The 17,100-nt window shown below is 65.7% G+C and carries 18 protein-coding genes; 9 read left to right on the forward strand and 9 right to left on the reverse strand.

From position 1 onward, the window contains the following. On the reverse strand, positions 1–178 hold a 178-nt coding region (locus GSE44_RS22455; protein WP_235925076.1), incomplete at its 3' end, for a transposase. 346 nt (positions 179–524) lie between these two features. On the opposite strand from GSE44_RS22455, the gene GSE44_RS22460 reads away from it, so the two are divergent. Next, positions 525–2,117 carry an ABC transporter substrate-binding protein gene (locus GSE44_RS22460; protein ID WP_159351075.1) on the forward strand — a complete coding sequence of 531 codons (1,593 nt, stop codon included), beginning with the start codon at positions 525–527 and terminating at the stop codon, positions 2,115–2,117. Between the two features lie 41 nt (positions 2,118–2,158). On the opposite strand, the gene GSE44_RS22465 is transcribed toward GSE44_RS22460, so the two are convergent. Beyond that, positions 2,159–3,355 (reverse strand): M20 aminoacylase family protein, encoded by a 1,197-nt coding sequence (locus GSE44_RS22465; protein ID WP_159351076.1) that lies wholly within the window; start codon positions 3,353–3,355, stop codon positions 2,159–2,161. A 612-nt stretch (positions 3,356–3,967) separates the two neighbouring features. Here GSE44_RS22465 and hpxZ point away from each other — a divergent pair. Together hpxZ and GSE44_RS22475 are read left to right on the forward strand one after the other, a co-directional pair. Beyond that, a complete protein-coding gene (hpxZ, locus tag GSE44_RS22470; RefSeq protein ID WP_159351077.1) occupies positions 3,968–4,363 on the forward strand; it encodes an oxalurate catabolism protein HpxZ in 396 nt (131 codons plus the stop codon). A 594-nt stretch (positions 4,364–4,957) separates the two neighbouring features. Next, positions 4,958–5,215 carry a DUF6489 family protein gene (locus tag GSE44_RS22475; RefSeq protein ID WP_159351078.1) on the forward strand — a complete coding sequence of 86 codons (258 nt, stop codon included), beginning with the start codon at positions 4,958–4,960 and terminating at the stop codon, positions 5,213–5,215. Here GSE44_RS22475 and dmeF read toward each other — a convergent pair. Together dmeF and GSE44_RS22485 are read right to left on the reverse strand one after the other, a co-directional pair. After that, the gene (dmeF, locus tag GSE44_RS22480; protein WP_159351079.1) at positions 5,175–6,362 is read right to left on the reverse strand and encodes a CDF family Co(II)/Ni(II) efflux transporter DmeF; all 1,188 of its coding nucleotides are present in this window, start codon (positions 6,360–6,362) and stop codon (positions 5,175–5,177) included. The two genes, GSE44_RS22475 and dmeF, sit on opposite strands and share 41 nt — an antisense overlap. Positions 6,363–6,375: 13 nt before the next feature. Beyond that, the gene (locus GSE44_RS22485) at positions 6,376–6,594 is read right to left on the reverse strand and encodes a hypothetical protein (protein ID WP_159351080.1); all 219 of its coding nucleotides are present in this window, start codon (positions 6,592–6,594) and stop codon (positions 6,376–6,378) included. Here GSE44_RS22485 and GSE44_RS22490 point away from each other — a divergent pair. The 3 genes from GSE44_RS22490 to GSE44_RS22500 all read left to right on the forward strand — a co-directional run bounded on the left by GSE44_RS22490 (position 6,527) and on the right by GSE44_RS22500 (position 9,090). Next, positions 6,527–7,126: a CoA transferase gene (locus tag GSE44_RS22490; protein WP_268893690.1), complete on the forward strand. Its 600-nt coding sequence runs from the start codon at positions 6,527–6,529 to the stop codon at positions 7,124–7,126. The two genes, GSE44_RS22485 and GSE44_RS22490, sit on opposite strands and share 68 nt — an antisense overlap. Continuing rightward, a complete protein-coding gene (locus GSE44_RS22495; RefSeq protein WP_159351082.1) occupies positions 7,123–7,896 on the forward strand; it encodes an enoyl-CoA hydratase/isomerase family protein in 774 nt (257 codons plus the stop codon). The genes GSE44_RS22490 and GSE44_RS22495 overlap by 4 nt, the downstream gene beginning before the upstream one ends. A 213-nt stretch (positions 7,897–8,109) precedes the next feature. Further along, on the forward strand, positions 8,110–9,090 hold the full coding sequence (locus GSE44_RS22500) for a S1C family serine protease (RefSeq protein WP_159351103.1): 981 nt from the start codon (positions 8,110–8,112) through the stop codon (positions 9,088–9,090). A gap of 297 nt (positions 9,091–9,387) precedes the next feature. Here GSE44_RS22500 and GSE44_RS22505 read toward each other — a convergent pair whose 3' ends face one another. Continuing rightward, complete coding sequence (locus tag GSE44_RS22505) at positions 9,388–9,699, reverse strand: hypothetical protein (protein WP_159351083.1); 312 nt, start codon at positions 9,697–9,699, stop codon at positions 9,388–9,390. 359 nt (positions 9,700–10,058) lie between these two features. On the opposite strand from GSE44_RS22505, the gene GSE44_RS22510 reads away from it, so the two are divergent. Both GSE44_RS22510 and GSE44_RS26815 read left to right on the forward strand, forming a co-directional pair. Then, positions 10,059–10,595 (forward strand): MgtC/SapB family protein, encoded by a 537-nt coding sequence (locus GSE44_RS22510; RefSeq protein ID WP_235925071.1) that lies wholly within the window; start codon positions 10,059–10,061, stop codon positions 10,593–10,595. 209 nt (positions 10,596–10,804) lie between these two features. Then, positions 10,805–11,023, forward strand: coding sequence for a hypothetical protein (locus tag GSE44_RS26815; RefSeq protein WP_159351084.1), 219 nt, complete (start codon positions 10,805–10,807; stop codon positions 11,021–11,023). Positions 11,024–11,282: 259 nt separating this feature from the next. Here GSE44_RS26815 and egtD read toward each other — a convergent pair whose 3' ends face one another. Both egtD and egtB read right to left on the reverse strand, forming a co-directional pair. Beyond that, entirely contained in the window at positions 11,283–12,242 is a 960-nt protein-coding gene (gene egtD / locus GSE44_RS25400) for an L-histidine N(alpha)-methyltransferase (protein ID WP_201306194.1), read from the reverse strand. Then, the gene (egtB, locus tag GSE44_RS25405) at positions 12,239–13,441 is read right to left on the reverse strand and encodes an ergothioneine biosynthesis protein EgtB (RefSeq protein ID WP_201306195.1); all 1,203 of its coding nucleotides are present in this window, start codon (positions 13,439–13,441) and stop codon (positions 12,239–12,241) included. Before egtB ends, egtD begins: the two co-directional genes overlap by 4 nt. Positions 13,442–13,757: 316 nt before the next feature. Between egtB and GSE44_RS22525 the strand changes: the two genes are divergently transcribed. Next, positions 13,758–14,624 carry an IclR family transcriptional regulator gene (locus GSE44_RS22525; protein ID WP_159351085.1) on the forward strand — a complete coding sequence of 289 codons (867 nt, stop codon included), beginning with the start codon at positions 13,758–13,760 and terminating at the stop codon, positions 14,622–14,624. Between the two features lie 46 nt (positions 14,625–14,670). On the opposite strand, the gene GSE44_RS22530 is transcribed toward GSE44_RS22525, so the two are convergent. Beyond that, positions 14,671–16,434 (reverse strand): FAD-dependent oxidoreductase, encoded by a 1,764-nt coding sequence (locus GSE44_RS22530; RefSeq protein ID WP_159351086.1) that lies wholly within the window; start codon positions 16,432–16,434, stop codon positions 14,671–14,673. Positions 16,435–16,665: 231 nt separating this feature from the next. Then, complete coding sequence (locus GSE44_RS22535) at positions 16,666–17,076, reverse strand: acyl-CoA dehydrogenase family protein (RefSeq protein ID WP_235925072.1); 411 nt, start codon at positions 17,074–17,076, stop codon at positions 16,666–16,668. Positions 17,077–17,100 lie beyond the last annotated feature (24 nt).

The raw sequence follows: 17,100 nt of genomic DNA on the forward strand, positions 1-17,100 counted from the left end.
CAGGCTCGATCCGGGCCGCCATGGGCTCCACGCTCTTGCGGGCGCCCGGCAGCAGCAGCCCCGTACAGTACGCACGCGCCGCCGCAGCCCGGCTGGCATGACGCAACACCGCCGAGATCTCACCCAAATAAACCGCGAACCGCGCCTCGCCGCGCCGAAGGCCCGCAGCCCCTTCCATCTCTCTCGCCATGACCCACATATAGGAAGGACCGAGTAAAATGACACAGTAAGACTAGGGGCACGGGCTTGAAGGCTCAATCGGCTTCGCTGTTCCACATTTCAGGGGGGGCCGTCGGAGTGACGGTGAATGGCGGCGGCATCATTCGGCGGCCGCGCGGAGCCGCCTGTTCCTGCATCGCTGGGCCTGCCAATGCGGAGCACAGTCAGGCATGTCGGTAGAAAGTCGCCGCCGCAGAGCTTCCGGCAGTTCTTGACAAGGCGTGCTCAGCGCTGGTGCAGTCATGCGAAGGGGGAATGGCGCTGGTCGCGAACCCGGCGCCTCCTGCGCCGGAGGAGGATAGGTCATGCTTCAGCTGCCCACGCTCGGACTGTCCCGCCGGTTGATCCTCGGCGCGGCATTGGCGCCTGCCTTACCCGCGCCTACCTTTGCGCAAACTCCCCGGACCCTCGATCTCGCAGTCAGCGCACCACCGAGCTCTATCGATCCGCATTATTACACGCTGACGCCGAACAATGCGCTCGCCGCTCATATCTTCGACAATCTGGTGCATCGCGATGCGCAGGGCCGGCTCACTCCAGGCCTCGCAGAATCCTGGCGTCTGGTGGACGACACCACCTGGGAGTTCAAGCTCCGCGAAGGCGTAAACTTCCACAATGGCGAACCCTTCACTGCGGCCGACGTAACCTACACCATGGACCGCGTGCCGCGCGTGCTGAACAGCCCCGGCTCCTTCGCCGTCTTCACCAAGGCGGTCCAAAGCATGGAGGTCGTGAGCCCTCATGTCATCCGCATGCGGACTGCCGGCATCTACCCGCTCCTGCCTGCCGACATGTCACAGGTCGCAATCATATGGCATGGGTTGGGCGCAAATCCCTCCACAGGAGACTTCAACAGCGGCAAGAACGCCATCGGCACAGGTCCCTTCCGCTTCGTCGCCTTCCGCTCTGGCGACCGGGTGGAGCTCGAGCGCAACGACGGCTATTGGGGCGAGAAGCCGGCTTGGCAGCGCGTGAACTACCGCATGATCTCCAATGACGGTGCGCGAGTGGCAGCTCTCAAAGCTGGTGACGTCGTCTTCATTGACGCAGTTCCGACCGGTGACATCGCACGCCTGCGCGGTGAGCCGCGCATCGAGATCTCGGACACGGTCGGCCTCCGCTCCGTATATCTCCGTACCGATTTCCGCCCGGAGACGCCTTACGTCGCCGGGCCGAACGGGGAGCCAATGACACGCAACCCGATGGTAGACCTGCGCGTGCGCCAGGCGCTTTCAATAGCCATCAACCGGGCCGCTATTGCGGATCGGATCATGTCGGGTGCCGCCATCCCGACGGGGCAGCTCATGCCCCCCGGCACCTATGGATACGTGCCCGACATCGCCCCGCCCGCCTTCGATCCAGACCGCGCGAAGAAGCTGCTGACCGAGGCCGGCTATCCCCAAGGCTTCACTGTCACTCTCGTCGCTTCCAACGACCGGTACGTGAACGACGCCCTGATCGCGCAGAGCATAGGTCAGATGTGGGCGCGCATCGGCGTGAAGACACGTGTCGACACCATGCCCTTCGCTGTCGTTTCACAACGCAACGCGCGCAACGACACCAGCATCTCACTCGGCGGCTGGGCCAATTCAAGCGGGGAGCCATCCTCTGGCCTGCGCGGCCTGCTGGGCACGCGAAACCTGGAGAAGGGCTGGGGCACAGTGAACCGCACCGGTTATTCCAGCCCGCAGTTTGATGCCGCGCTGGAACGCGCCATGAGCACAGCGGACGACGAGGCGCGGGAGGCCCTGATGCAGGAGGCAACGCGCATCGCCGCCAAGGACTTCGCCTGGGTTCCGCTGCATGTGCAGAAGAATGTCTGGGCGATGCGCCAAGGCCTGAAGCATACGCCGCGCGCCGACGAGATGACCCTCGCCCAGGACGTCCGTCCGGCCTGAAGCCGCTGGGGGGGGGGGAGATGCCCCTCCCGCGAGTGGCCTCAGCGCTCCAGTCCGCCAAGCTCCTGGTGGACCAAGCTGACCCAATAGCCGACGCCGTAGGGAATGGCGTCATCGTTGAAGTCGTAATTCGGCGTGTGCAGCCCCTTGGAGCTGGCTCCCCCACCGCTATTCCCCATAAAGACGAAGGCACCTGGCCGCGCTGCCAGCATCCCGGCGAAATCCTCCGCCCCTAGAATCGGATCCGCCTTTCCGTTCACCTGTGCTGCCCCGACCAGCGCAGTGGCGGCGGCAAGCGCAGCCTCCGTCTGCTCGGCATGGTTCACCAGTGCATCCGTGCCGCGGCGATAAACCAGCTCTGCCTTGCAGCCGAAGGATGCGGCGAGCCCCTCTGCCAACTCGCGCATCCGCCGCTCGATCGTCTCTCGTACCGCCGGCATATAGGACCGGGCAGTGCCGCCGACCACGATCTCGGCCGGCATAACATTCGTGGAGGATAGCGAGCCGCCGTGGATGGCACCCACGCTGATCACCGCGGAATCAATGGCTGCGATGTTGCGCGACACGATCGTCTGCAGCGCAAGGACGAACTGCGCCTGCAGCACCGTAACATCCGTCGAGAGATGCGGCGCCGCCCCGCCATGGCCGCCTGTACCACGGAAGGTGACGACCCATCCATCGGCAGCCGCCAGTGCAGGGCCCGGGCGGGTGGCGAAATGACCCACCGGGAGTTGGGGATCGTTGTGCAGCCCATAAACCGCGTCGACCGGAAATCGCTCGAACAGCCCATCCGCCAGCATCGCCTTGGCGCCACCGCGGCCTTCCTCGGCGGGTTGGAAGATGAACTGCACGGTGCCACCGAAGTTCCGGTTCTCCGCCAGATAGCGCGCGGCGCCCAGCAGCATGGTCGTGTGCCCGTCATGCCCGCAGGCGTGCATAACGCCCTTGTTGGTGGAGGCATGGGGCAGGCCCGTTGCCTCCTCGATGGCCAGCGCATCCATGTCGCAGCGAAGCCCGATAGCGCGCTGCCCGGGCCCGCGCCCCTTCAGCGTGGCAACCACGCCGAACTTGCCGACGCCCTCCGTCACCTCCAGCCCCCAGCCGCGAAGCTTCTCAGCTACAAGGGCGGAGGTGCGGACCTCCTCCATTCCCATCTCCGGATGGGCATGGATGTCCCGCCGGATCGCCGTCAGTTCGGCTCCCAGCGCCTTGATGCTGGCCAGAGCAGTGTCGTCCATCAGTGGGGCTCCGTCATCGCGTTCTCGGTGGGAAGGATGATCCACCCCGCCAGTGCTGCCTAGTCCTTGCTCCGATGGTTAGGTGGTTGGCACGACCTAGTGGTTCAGACGGCTAGGCGTCGGGCTGCACCCCATCCGCGCCGGCCCTTTCGGCTTCGTGGAGCGGGTGGCGCAAAACCGCATCCTTGCCGAACGCTTCCCGGAGTCTTGTGACCGCAGCCACATTCACCTGTAGCGCGCGAGCGGACTACCCATACCGGGCGGGTCCGTGCGGCTGGCGAACCTGCAGGCTGGAGCAGTGGAGCTCGCCGAAATCGCCATCGGACGTCGCCACGGTCCGGCGCGACGCAGGGCTAGGGCTCTTGCCGCCGGAACGGTGCTGGCATGCGGACCACGCCCCTCCCTGCGCCCTTGATGGGGCTCCCTGTTGCCCGAGCTAACCCCGACCCGCGACGAATTCCTGTACCTCTGCGCGCAGGTTGGACTTGCGGTCCATCCGCAGGTGAGCATTCCTGGCGCCGCGAGGCAGGGGTGTCCGGTTGGACTCTCGCTGATCGCCGCGCGGGGCGGACACGCTCCTGGCCGGACAGCACTCGCGATGGAGACTGCATCATGGAAGTGAATATCCCCGAGATTGTCGAGGAGGTGCGCGCGCTGTTCGAACGCTACGAGCGGGCGCTTGCCGAGAAGGACGTGGCAGTGCTGGACGCCACCTTCTGGAATTCACCGCACACCATCCGCTACGCCATCCACGAGAACGGGTACGGCTTCGACGAAATCCATGCGCACCGCGTGCGCCGCCCACCGGGGCCCGGCATCAAGACCGGCCGCCGGCGCCTGGTAATTACCACCATCAGGCGGGACATCGCGACGGTGAACCTGGAGTTCGACATGCGCGGGCGGGAGATGCCGGGGCGGCAGAGCCAGTCCTGGGTGCGCTTTCCGGATGTGGGCTGGAAGGTTGTTTCAGCGCATGTGTCAGTGACAGAAGACAGCCCGGCCTACTGATAGACGAGGCCTCTCCGGGCGTGGCCATGAAGTGCTAAGCTTGGGGGCTCATCGCCGTCTCGCTCCGCCGCAAGCACGGCGCGATCTTCAGGCGCGAGAATGTCGCTGCTCTGGATACCTGATCCTGCTGGCCGGGAGGTGAGCAGGATCACCGGCTGTCGCACTCTTGCCCTTCCGTGAGCTCCAACCGAGCCGGCAGCCTTCCTTGCCCGTCGTCATCCAGCCGGGGCTGCCCAGCGCCGGCCCAGCAATACGTATGGCCTGATCTTCAGCACCGCCGTAGCCGGGCAGTCGCAGACGCCATCTCGGACAACGTAGTTCCATGGAACGCGGCATGTCGTCCCCGCTGATCGCTCGCAAAGAGCAAATTATCTTCTTGTGCCCAGCGCCCACGTCACTGGCATCATCAGCCCCCCCCGGCGGCAAGGGAACCTGTCGGACACTGGCGGAGATGCCAGCGGCTCCTTCTGCCCCGGGACGGAGGCCGGCCGGGATGCAGGGCGGTGACAAGTGCCAGACTGACCTAAGCGCCCGGCAGGAAAATGCTCCGGCCCTGGCGTGTCCTGCACATCCAGAACTGGAGGAAACGACAGAGTGAAGTTCACCATCGAGATCGACTGCACCCCGGAGGAAGCCAGGCACTTCTTTGGCCTTCCCGAGGTGAAGCCCATTCAGGACGCAGCCATGGCGAAGATGGGACAACAGATGAGCGATGCCGTCCTGAACCTCACACCCGAAGCGATGCTCCGGACCTGGCTTCCTTTGTCGCCCTGGACGCCAAGCCAGATACAGGAAGCTATGACGAGCATGTTCAAGGCGCCCTCTGCCGCAAGACCGAGGGAGGACTCCTGAACGGCGGGCGGGAATGGCTTGATAGTCTCCGCCACCGTCGCGTCCTCAGCGTGGATGTGACAACATCACGACGTTCGGCTATATCACCCGAGTGAGTCGAGCTCGGGTTAGTTGATGCCGTCGTGTTGCCGCTACTGGACGCGCCGCAATCCTGAAGCGGCACCTCATGGCACTCCTGCACCTCGATGGTGGCATGGGCAATGTTGAGCCCGGCCGGGATAAGCGCCCTGTAGTGCCCCGCAGGTCGCCGCGCGTGCGTAACGACACCGATCGCAGCGGCATAGGTGCCAGGCGCCACGGACCAGACGTGCAGATCGTACAAGCGGTTGTCGTCGGCGCCTTCGACGGCGTCCCGCACGGATCGCAGGACCGCCTCGGGCGCTTGGTGGTCGAGCAGGATGCGGCTTGTGTCCCGAAGCAGGCTCCAAGACCAGCGAGTGACGAGGACGGCACCAAGGAGCCCCATCAGCGGGTCCATCCACCAGGCGCCGAGGAGCAGGCCAGCCAGCAGAGCGGCGATGGCCAGCACCGAGGTGAGGGCGTCGGCCAGGACATGCAGGTAGGCCGAGCGCAAATTCAGGTCATGCTCCCGCCCATGGTGGTGTTCGTCGCCGTGATGATGGTCCTGCCCGTGGGCGTGATGATCATGATCGTGCCCGTGATCATGCCCGTGGTGGTGGCGATGGTGGTCGTGAGCATCCAGGATCAGCACCGAAGCTGCGTTGACAACGAGGCCAAGCACCGCGACCGCGATAGCCCAGCCGAAAGCAATGGGTACCGGATCGAGCAGCCGGGCGACGCTCTCCCAGACCATGGCCAGCGCGAAGGCGGCCAGCAGGACGGCACCGGTGTAGCCAGCCAGCGCATTGACCTTGCCCGTGCCGAAGGCAAAGCGCGGGTCGGCCGCATGACGGCGGGCATAGGCGTAGGCAAAGGCACTGATGCCGAGGGCGGCCGCATGCGATCCCATATGCAGCCCATCCGCAAGGAGCGCCACGGAGCCGAAGGCCAACCCGGCCGCGATCTCCACGACCATGGTGGCGGCCGTAAGCAGCAGCACAACCAACGTCCGGCGCTCGCCGGATCGAGGACGGTCCTGCCCGAAGGTGTGGCTGTGCCGCCAAGCGGCCGTCGGATGCTCGTGCATGAAGCCCCTAACGTCATTCCTGCCTTGAGGTGTTCACCTGCGGCAGTTCCTCAAGCACGCGGCTCAGCAGTGGCAGGGTCAACATGGCGGCGACTGATTGGGGCAGGCCCGCCGTGACCTCCCCCATCGGCTCGGCCGCCGCGCCGCGCAGGTCATCCTGTGCGATCGCCGCCCGGGCGAGAAGGTCCCGCGCATGGTTCAGCAACTTCAGCCCCGCCGACGTTGGTACCACGCCCTGTGGCAGACGCTCGCGGGAGTCCGACGCGGCGGATGGTAGCCTGATGATTGGTGCGGGCAACGATGCCCAATGGCAGCGCCTCTCCAACCTGCTGGAGCTCGCAATCCTGACGGAGAATCCCCGCTTCGCGACGAACGTCACCCGAGTGGCGAATCTTGCGGAGACGGCACGCCCGGAAGAGGAGCGGATTGCCCCGCGGCCGGTGGCGCCCTGGCTGGACGCGCTGAGCGCGGCCGGAGTACCCTGCGCCGCCATCCAGCCGCTGGACCGAGCCCTGGTCCATCCACAACTCGCCAGCCGCCAGTTGGTGTTGAAAACCGACCATCCGGTGCTCGGGCCGATGCCACAGACGGAATTCCCAATTGCCTTCAACGGCGCCCCGTGCAGCGGCCAGCGCCCGCCAGCGCTGCACCGCCAGCACGCTACCGGAGTCCTTTGCGCCCTGGGCGACGGCAACGAGGCCATCGCCGCCCTTGCGGCGCAGGGCGCTATTCACACGCTGAGCGAGGCGGAGGTGCCGGCATGAGCGAGGACGTTACCTACCAGGCGGCCAAGGGCGTCGCCGAGATCACTCTCGCTCGCGGCCCGGTCAACGCGCTCAGCGTATCCTTTCTTGAATCCATCCTGGAGGCCTTCCGCCGCGCCGCCGCCGACGACGCCGTCCGCGCCGTCATCCTGCGGAGTGCGCTGCCCCGCCGCTTTTCCGCGGGGCTCGACCTCGACATTCTCATGGGCAAGAGCGGCCTCGAGGTCCGCAGCTTTCTGGAGCGCCTCTATGTCGGGCTGGCCGACGTGCAATACGGCATGGGCAAGCCCACCATCGCGGCAGTGAACGGCGCCGCACGCGGCGGCGGCATGACGCTGGCCATATCCTGCGACGTGATCCTGGCGGCTGAAAGTGCAAGCTTCGGCTACCCCGAGATCGAGCTCGGATTGATCCCTGCCATCCACTTCGCCCACCTGCCCCGCATCATCGGCCGCCACCGTGCCTTCGATCTCCTCTTCACCGGGCGCCGGTTCGAAGCACCGGAGGCCGCCGCCATGGGGCTCGTCAGCCGCGTCGTTCCCGACGATGCGCTGGACGCGGAAGCCAACGCCCTCGCCGCCAGCTTCGCGGCCAAGCCGCCCATCGCCATGCGCCTTGGCCGTGCGGCCTTCATGCGCGCCAACGACCTGGACTACCGCCGCAGCGTGGCCAATGCCGTAGAGGATTTTTGCAACCTCGCGACCACCCCGGAGGCGCAGGAGGGCTTGGCCGCCTTCCTCCAAAAGAGAGACCCCGCGTGGAGGCGTTGAGGCGATCCGGCGCGGTGGGGATGTGGTCGGAGGCTCCCCACACCGGCCGTACCCGCGCCGGACACGAATTTACTTGGAGGTATCGGGCTGGTGTTCCGTCAGCAGGCTCCGGCAACCCTCAGGCGCCGCATCGTGTCGCCAAACGCCTCGCAAGGGTGTTGAGTATCGCGGCCGGGTAGGATGTAGAACACGGCAGAACTCGAGGTGTGGACCATGGCCCGATCAGGCGATGAAGGGACGGTACCGGTTGCGCTGCGGCCGCAGCCGAAGGACTACGCCTATGACCTCGATCGTGCCCTCTCGGCCTTGGTGACACTACGGGCCCAGGTCCCGGACGACGCCTTCACCGCGAAGACGTTGGGGACGGAGCGTGTTGGGAATGCCGTTCTGATCCGCGAGAATGGCCTTCTGCTCACGATCGGCTATCTCATCACCGAGGCGGAGGATGTCTGGCTGACCACAGCCCAAGGCCGCGTCGTACCGGGCCATGCTCTGGCCTACGACCAGGTCACGGGCTTCGGTCTCGTCCAAGCGCTTGGCCAACTGGACCTGCCGGCGCTCGAACTCGGGGATTCCAGCCAGGTCCAGGTCGGTGAACGGATCGTCTTCGCAGGTGCCGGCGGACGTTCTGGTTCGATCGCAGGCCGGGTTGTCGCTCGCCAGGAATTCGCCGGCTACTGGGAGTACCTGCTGGACGACGCTCTCTACACCGCGCCTGCCCATCCCCTCTGGGGCGGCGCGGCCGTCATCGGACCGAAGGGCGACGTCGTCGGCATCGGCTCGATCCAACTCGGGCACGACCCCGGTGATGGCCGCGTGAGGGTGCTCAACATGAGCGTCCCGACAGACATGCTGAAGCCGATCCTGGATGACATGCTCACCCTCGGTCGTCCCAACCGCCCGCCACGCCCCTGGCTCGGGATATCGGCCACCTCAGACGATGGGCAGGTCATTCTCATCGGCGTCACCGGCAACGGTCCGGCGGCCCGGGCCGGGCTGCGCAGGGGGGATGTCATCCTGGCTGTCGCTCAGGAGTCGCTGACCGATCTGGCAAGCTTCTTCCGTGCGATCTGGTCATTGGGCGAAGCCGGTGTGGACGTACCCCTTCTCGTGATGCGCGAGGGCGACCGATTCGAAGTCAGCGTCACTTCCGGAGATCGCCAGCGGTTCCTGAGATCGGCGCCCCTGCACTAGCTATCTGCGCTGACTACGAGCGTCTGCGCCGCCCCCTCGCGAGCCATTCGCAGGTTGGCGCATGCCTCAGCGGTGGTCAGAAGATCAGTGCAGCGCAGAAGCGCACAGAGCGGGCAATGTAGCCGCGCTACTGGGTGCAGTCAGAAACTCACCTCTGCCCACCCGAACAATATCCGGCTTAAGGCGGTTCAGACATTCCCTGGGCGGCATCAAGTGGCGCCACCCTCCCCTGACCGGTGGGTCCGGCTCTGTTCCTTGGGAACGTCCCCAAACTGCTCGGCCGCCCAGGGCGAGCCGTCAGATAAACTGGCCGCGCAGGAAGCCGAGGGCAGGCAGCGGCCGCCAGCTACGGGGAAGGTCGGCGCGGCGGATGGGCGAGACGCTGTAGTTGGGCACCGGCATACTCGAACTGCGCAGGAAACCGGCGTAGGCGCGGACCTGCTGCTCCCGCCACTGGCGATCGGCATCGGCGGCGGCCCGGCTGGCGTATATCTCGGCAATCCGCGTCTTGCGGCCAATGGCAGCAACGACGGCCCAGAGCTTGTCGTCGCGCGCGCGGCTCAGGCTGAGCACCTGGCCCGCGGGAGCCTCCTGTACCGACTGGCTCATGCGTCCGGCCTCGTCAATCCAGTGCCACCCGCATGGCGATCCTCTCTCACATGCATCGAGCCCATCTGTGTTTTGGCAGCCCGGCGCGCAAGAGCGGGACCGGGGGAACCTCTCTTCTACGTGACTGTAATTCCCGCAGCAGCCCCGCGCGGCTTCCTTCCGATGCGGTTGGGATAGCGGGGCCTGTTAGGTGCCGGATCCACTACGAAAAGGAATACCCGTCAGAGTTAGTTCTGCAGGTCTCCGGCGGCCGGGTAATATTCACCATCATGGACGATTTTGAGCGGCGCGGGGTTAGCTTTTCCATGACATGTTTTACTACTCTGACTACATGCGCCGCCGGCAGAATATCTGCGCAAGTGCCTCGCCCGGACGAGGAGCACCGCCACGCGAACCCAGCTTCCGCTCGCGCAACGGCCAAGCACCACCTGCGTTGGGGCGGAATGGACCCCTACGACCTGTTGCCGAACATTCGTCAGCTCGCCTTGTTTCCCCATATCCGCGACCTTGCCATCGCCTATGGCCTTGCCTTCCTCATCGGCTGGAACCGCGAGAAGGAGGACCGTAGCGCCGGATTGCGAACCTTTCCCCTGGTCGCGATCGCCTCCTGCGGCTTCATCCAGGCGACCGAGGGCATGCTGCGGGGCGAGGCGGAAGGGATGGCGCGCGTCATCGAGGGGATCATCGGCGGCATCGGCTTCATCGGAGGTGGCGCGATTCTCAAGGGAGGCGGGGAGGTCCATGGAACTGCAACGGCCGCGAGCCTCTGGGCGACTGGCGCGATCGGCATCGCGACGGGCCTAGCCGCCTATGACGTCGCCGCGGTGCTTTGCCTGTTCACCGTCCTCACGCTCTATGTGCTCAGCAGGCTGAAGCCGAAGAATCAGGAAGGATGAGGGGAGCTTCGGCAATCCCTCGAGCTTCTCCACCGATTGGTTGTAGCCATCGAGCGGCCGGCATCGGTCACCAGGCCGATCGAATGGTGCGACATTCTGCGCAGCGGCCGCGCATTTCTCCAATGACGCCGTGGAGACGCCATCATGCTCGCAGAGGCCAGTATGTTGCCCAAGACGGGCATGGGATACTTCGGGGCGGACGTGCCCGCATGCTCATAATGTTCAATTTCATGGTCAGCCATAAGCTCTTTTACGCCCTCGCGAGCACCGATAGCCGACTGCTAGTGAAGGCATTGAACGCGACGCGGCCGGCGACAGCTGAATGGGCAACCTTCCTCCGCAATCACGCTGAGCTCGACCTTTGGCGCCTGACGGGGAAGCAGCGAAACATGGTGTTCGACGCCTTTGGTCCCGCAGAACTGATGTAGCTCCGTGATCGCGGAAGCCGGTGCCGCCGCGCGCCCATGATGCAGGTCGACCGTCGGCACATCGAGCTGGCGACCAGCTTGGTGCTCACATTGCCGGGTACGCCAGTATAACCCTACCGCTATCAATGGTTCCGCGTTGGCGGCTTGGATTACCTGCTCCGGCGCAGCGAGATCTAAGAAACGCCCCCCCCTCTGTTGATCCAGGCCTCAGCACCATCGAACTTGAGACCCTGTGCAGGGTCGTCGCTCGCCTTGGATGCTAATCCGCCAGCAGCCATACCGAGAACAAGCCCTTGGGATCGGTCCACATGTCCGCCGCGCGCCAACCGGCTGCCTCAGCCATCGCGCGCAGCCGCTCTGGCCGATACTTGTGGCTGCTCTCCGTGTGAATGGTCTCCCCTGATGCGAAGCGGAATTTGCGCCCGGCCAGCGAGACGGTTTGCATTCGCCGGGCTACCAGATGCATTTCGATCCGCTCCTTGTCGGCATTCCACATGGCGCGATGGAAAAAGCCCGAGAGGTCGAAATCAGCACCCAGCTCCCGGTTGAGTCGGGCCAGAAGGTTCAGGTTGAAAGCGGCCGTCACGCCGGCGGAATCATCATAAGCGGCTACCAGTAGCCCTGCCTCCTTCACCAGATCCACACCCAGGAGCATGTGGGCACCGCAGCCCAGCGTGCCGCGGGTGCGGCGGAGGAAGGTCACCGCGTCATCCGACTCGAAATTGCCGATCGTCGATCCAGGAAAGAAGCCAAGCAGTCTCACACTGCCATCGGCTCGCCCTGCCAGTTCGAAAGGATGCGTGAAATCCGCCACCACCGGCCGCACGCGCAAGCCCGGGAAAGCCGAAGCCACCCGCGAGGCCGCGGCCTCCAGCCATTCCGGGGCGATATCCACCGGCAGATAAGCCGCCGGAGCGGACAGGGCGCCCAGAAGCTCAACCGCCTTGGCCCCATCCCCCGGACCGAATTCCACCACCGCCGCCCCAGGGCCCACCGCGCGCGCAATCTCCTGGCCCGAATCCTGCAGGATCTGCAGCTCTGTCCGGGTCGGGTAGTATTCCGGAAGACGGGTGATCGCCTCGAACAGCGCTGCGCCCTCGGCGTCGTAGAGCCACTTGCAGGGCAGCGTTTTCCGCGCAGCGGAGAGGCCGGCCAGGGCGTCGGCGGTGAGCGCAACCCGCTGTGCTTCGTCGGGATTGCGCGAAACCGCGCCGCTCACGCGGCATCCTCCGCCAGCCGCACTCCGCTGAACTGCCAGCGAGCCCCCGGGGGGAAGAAGTTGCGATAGCTGCGGCGGGTATGACCGGGCGGCGTCGCCTGCGACCCGCCGCGCAGCACCATCTGGTTGATCATGAATTTGCCGTTGTACTCGCCAACGGCACCCGGCCAGGGGCGGAAACCCGGATAGGGGCGATAGGGGCTGCCGGTCCACTGCCATGCAATGCCCTCGGCTTCGGCGAAGGCCGGCAGTGCGCCGGCGGCCTCCCACTCCTCCTCGGTCGGCAGGCGCCTGCCCGCCCATCGGGCAAAAGCGTCAGCCTCGTACCAGGAGATGTGGCGCACCGGCATCGCGGGATCGACAGGCTTCAGCCCGCCGAGACCGAACTGCATCCAGCTGTCGCCGCGGCGCTCCCAGTAAAGCGGCGCTTCCCAGCCTTCGGCATGGCGGGCGGCCCAGCCGTCGCTCATCCACAGAAGCGGCTCGCCGTAACCGCCGGCCTCCATGAAGGCGAGCCATTCGTCATTGGTTACCATCCCGCTCGCGATCCGGTAGGGCGCGAGATAGGCGTGGTGCCTCGGGGTCTCGCTGTCAAAGGCGAAGCCGCTTCCATCGTGGCCAATCTCTGCCATACCCGGCGGTCCGTCGAGCATGCGGACCGGCCCGGCGGGTTCGGGTTCCCGCCATCCTGGCTCGTAGGCTGGACGGAGAGGATTGGTGCTCAGCGCATGCAAGATGTCCGTCAGCAATAGTTCCTGATGCTGCTCCTCGTGCTGAAGGCCAAGCTCAACCAGGACGGGGGCTTGCTGCGGCGGGTCGCGCAGAAGCTCATCCATGGCTTCGTCCACGGCCCCGCGATAATCGGCCACCTCCGAGCAACTGGGACGGGTCAGCATGCCACGCTGCGGCCGGGCATGCCGCGGCCCGGCCGCCTCATAGTAGGAGTTGAAGAGGAAGCCATATTCCTCACGCACCCGCCAGTACCCTGGCAGGAGGGGGAGCAGCAGGAAGGTCTCAAAAAACCATGTGGTATGCGCCCGATGCCATTTGGTTGGGCTCGCATCGGGCATGGACTGCACCACCTGGTCCTCGGCCGACAGCGGCGCCGCGAGCGCCTCCGTCCTGGCGCGAACTGCCCGGTAGCGGGCGGAAAGCGCCTGCGGATTGGTGTCCCGGCCACCTGGGAGGATCACGTTCATGCGCTGACTACATCCCCTGTGCCGATCTCCGCAGCGGGAATGGCAACATTCCGACGCGGCTTCCCAGTCCCAAGGCAGTCGATGCTGATCAGAACCAGCTACTCGCTCCAACCACCCGGGCCCGCGGAAGAATGGCAACGCCATGCAGGGAACGCGGTTGCCGGAGTGGAGCAGGCGGCTACCGTGCCGCATGAGGCGCCCCCTGGAGATTTTCCCTGGCCCCCTCAGAAGCCGCGGCTCGACTTCTTCAACATGCCCCGCCTCCCCAACCCCTGGAACGCGTCATGGCGAAGCATTTTCATCGCCGCAGCAGGATTTGGCGGCAGGAACCCGGGGTGCATCTCCACTTCACAAACCTCCTCCAGCCTGCAATGCGGAGGCCATGACGACGCTCAATCAAAAAGGTCCGCCGGCGCCCGCTGAGGTCACCGAGACCCGGACAGGCATGCAGCTGATCTCGCGGGCGGCCGCCGTGCTGAGAGCATTGGAAGGCCAGCCGGCCGGCATCAGCCTCGGACAGATCGCCAAGGCCACCGGCCTGCCGCGACCAACAGTCCAGCGGATCGTGGACGCGCTCTGCGTCGAGGGCATGGTGATGGTGGATCCGCTTCAGGGCGGCGTGCGCCTCGGTCCGCTGCTCGCGCGGCTGGCCACCTCCATTCGCATTGACGTGGTCGGGCTGGCGCGCCCGCACCTGGAACAGCTGGCCTGGACAACCCGGGAATCGGTGGCCATGACCGTTCTGCAGGACGGCAAGGTTGTGGTGATCGCCATCGTGACGCCTCCCACCCAGGCGGTCCGTCTAACTGCAAGCATCGGCTCCACCTGGCCGTTGCACAGCAGCGCGGAAGGAAAGGCACTGCTCTCCGGCCTACCGGAAACGACGGTCCGTGCGATGCTGCCGCAGCCGCTTGAGGCCCGCACGCCGAATACGATCACGAACGTAAAGGCCCTCTTCACGGAGCTCACCGAGGCTGCGCAGTCCGGCATCCTCACCGATCATGAAGGCACCGCGATCGGGATTTCCTCTGTTGCGGCCCGGCTCGTGGATGCCTCCGGCACGCGCTACGCCATCTCCATCCTGCTGCCCACCTCCCGCTTCGAAGCCAATCTCACGACGCTCCGGGAGGAGCTGTCGCGCTGCCGCGATGCGATCCTAAAGGCCGCCGGCCTGCCGACGTGAACGCCGCCCTGCCAGAGGGCGCGGCGTAGCGGCGGGAAGCGCCAGTTTAGGCTGCCTGGCTCACCTGAACCGGCGCCGCACGGCCCAGTAGCCTTAGCAAGGCTTCGCTCAGTCCCTCCGTCCTAGTGGCATCCTGAGCCCTCCAGGCCACATGCATGTCTGGACGGACAAGGACGCAGCCGCTTTCGCTGACCTCCCGCGCCATGGCCCAATCACCGAACAGGTCCTCATAGGTTTGGCCAGGCCCGATCACGAAGACCTCGACCGGAACGCCAGTCCGTTCCGCAGCATCTGCGGCCGCCTGCGCCCAGGCCGCACCGTTCACCCCGGTGAAGAGCGAGAAACGGCCCTTCCCCGCAAGGTCCAGTGTCGAGACCTGCCGGCCGGCATTGCCCAGCCAGACATGCGGCAGTCGCGCGCCAGGCCAGGTGGTGGGGTGGTAGTAGAGTTCCCGGTCACGCTGCCATTCCGGCTCCGGCGTGCCGTCCGGCACCACGGCGGCCGAGCGGTAGCGCTGGTTCATCTCAACACCATGGGCGTTGAACTCGTAATCCTTGAAGGCAATGGCCCGGCGCAGCGCCTCACGCTGCTCGGCGGCCTCGGGCGTAGTGGCCTTGCGTGCCTCCATATTGGCACGCATCTGCGCAAATCCGCGGCCGTCAAGCAGGCCGAGCGCGCCGAATATCGGGCCGAACTCCTCGATGCTCTGGTTGGCCCGCGTGACGATCTGCCGCCCGATCGGTGCCCGCTCCGCGTCATAGCTGCCGAGCAGCGACGGATCGGCCTGCCCCTTGAGCACGAGGGCCAGCTTCCAGGCGAGGTTGTAGGCATCCTGAATGGAGGTGTTGGAACCGAGCCCGTTGGAGGGCGGATGGCGATGCACCGCATCCCCCATGCAGAAGACGCGTCCCTCGGCATAGCGCGTCGCGAACATGTGGTTCACGGTCCAGACGGAGGTGGAGGTGACCTCGACCGGGATCGAGCTGTCGCCAATCAGCTTGTGCGCCACCTCCGTCGCCACGGCGTCGTCCACCTCCGGCGGAGGCTGGTTGATGTCGTAGCCCCAGACGATCAGCCACTTGTTCCATGGCCTCACCATACGGACCAGCCCCATGCCGATGCCGCCGATATTGGAGCCGGGCTGCAGCACCCAATAGAGCACGCTCGGCCGATGGGCGACGTAACGCGACAGATCGGCCTTGAAGACGATGTTCATGCTGCCGGCGACGCCCATGCGTCCTTCCATCGGCAGCCCGATATCCTCGGCAACCTTGGAGCGGCCACCATCGGCACCGATCAGGTACTTCGCACGGATCTGGTATTCCTTTCCGCTCAGCCGGTCGCGTACCGTGGCCGTCACGCCCTCCGCATCCTGGGTGAGCGAGAGATACTCGGTATCGAAGCGCGCCCGCGTACCTCGTGCGCAGGCATTGCCGAACAGGATCGGCTCCATCAGGTGCTGCGGCATGTCGCACATGGCGGAGGGGCTGGCCTGGTCGTAATCCGCCTGGCGCTGAGGATGCGTACCCCAGGTGCGAATACGCCCCAGTTCCTCTCCGGCCAGGCTGGTGCAGAAGACGGTGTTTCCCATCCACTGCTGCGGGGTCGCCTGGGCCTTAACCTGCTCTTCCACACCCAGGTCGCGCAGGATCTCCATGGTGCGCTGGTTGGTGATATGGGCGCGGGGCGTATCCGCGAGCCACCGGTACTTGGTCACGAGGATGTTCGGGATACCATAGCTGCTCAGCATGAGCGCCGCGGAGGAGCCAGCAGGCCCGCTGCCGACGATGAGGACGTCCGTCTCGATCATTCCCGCATCTCCTTCCCGCGCGTCTTGCTTGTGCCGCCTGTCTACCGAATATCGGCCAGGCGCCGAAATCCTAGCGCAGGCGCCGCCAGCGTCGCATCAACGTCGGGACCATTCCGCGCGGGAGCCGGGCCGCCCCTTGGCAAAGGTGCCGATCAACCTAGAGTTGCGGCTCCGGCGAGGCCCTTCCTATCGAAGGCCGCCTCTGTCCTCATCAACGACCCACCCGACGTTTCAGAGGCCGCGGAAGCCGGTCGGCCGGCCGAGATGGGCACGTGCGACATAGGTTGCGAAGGCCTGGTGCTGTGCCGACATATGCGTGCGGTACATCTGGACGTCGCGGAAGTAGCGCTGCAGTCGATTGCCCTTCTTCGTCGCAAAGGCACCTACGTTGTGAAACAATGGCTCCACCACATCACAGGCCAGGCGCCCGCCCTGCTGCAGCATGGTCCAAAGGCGGAAATTATCCTCGATGCTGACGGGCGTGCCATCCTTCGCCCAGCGCGCGCAGAGATCCATGTAGCGCTGCGCGGCACCCATCAGGACAGCCTCTGCCGCATCCGCCCTGGCCAGGGCCTCGCCCAAGGGGCGCTGGAAGTCGAAATGGTCGGCACGCAGCACTTCCGGATCGATATAGGTCTTCATCATCTCCGAGACGCGCTTGTACTC

Source organism: Muricoccus harenae (assembly GCF_009848505.1).
Classification (GTDB): domain Bacteria; phylum Pseudomonadota; class Alphaproteobacteria; order Acetobacterales; family Acetobacteraceae; genus Roseomonas; species Roseomonas harenae.

Excerpts from the sequence above, each read along its gene's own strand:
- GSE44_RS22460 (WP_159351075.1), top strand. The coding sequence starts at position 525 with ATGCTTCAGCTGCCCACGCTCGGACTGTCCCGCCGGTTGATCCTCGGC.
- GSE44_RS22465 (WP_159351076.1), bottom strand. The coding sequence starts at position 3,355 with ATGGACGACACTGCTCTGGCCAGCATCAAGGCGCTGGGAGCCGAACTG.
- hpxZ (WP_159351077.1), top strand. The coding sequence starts at position 3,968 with ATGGAAGTGAATATCCCCGAGATTGTCGAGGAGGTGCGCGCGCTGTTC.
- dmeF (WP_159351079.1), bottom strand. The coding sequence starts at position 6,362 with ATGCACGAGCATCCGACGGCCGCTTGGCGGCACAGCCACACCTTCGGG.
- GSE44_RS22495 (WP_159351082.1), top strand. The coding sequence starts at position 7,123 with ATGAGCGAGGACGTTACCTACCAGGCGGCCAAGGGCGTCGCCGAGATC.
- GSE44_RS22500 (WP_159351103.1), top strand. The coding sequence starts at position 8,110 with ATGGCCCGATCAGGCGATGAAGGGACGGTACCGGTTGCGCTGCGGCCG.
- GSE44_RS22505 (WP_159351083.1), bottom strand. The coding sequence starts at position 9,699 with ATGAGCCAGTCGGTACAGGAGGCTCCCGCGGGCCAGGTGCTCAGCCTG.
- GSE44_RS26815 (WP_159351084.1), top strand. The coding sequence starts at position 10,805 with ATGCTCATAATGTTCAATTTCATGGTCAGCCATAAGCTCTTTTACGCC.
- egtB (WP_201306195.1), bottom strand. The coding sequence starts at position 13,441 with ATGAACGTGATCCTCCCAGGTGGCCGGGACACCAATCCGCAGGCGCTT.
- GSE44_RS22530 (WP_159351086.1), bottom strand. The coding sequence starts at position 16,434 with ATGATCGAGACGGACGTCCTCATCGTCGGCAGCGGGCCTGCTGGCTCC.
- GSE44_RS22535 (WP_235925072.1), bottom strand. The coding sequence starts at position 17,076 with ATGAAGACCTATATCGATCCGGAAGTGCTGCGTGCCGACCATTTCGAC.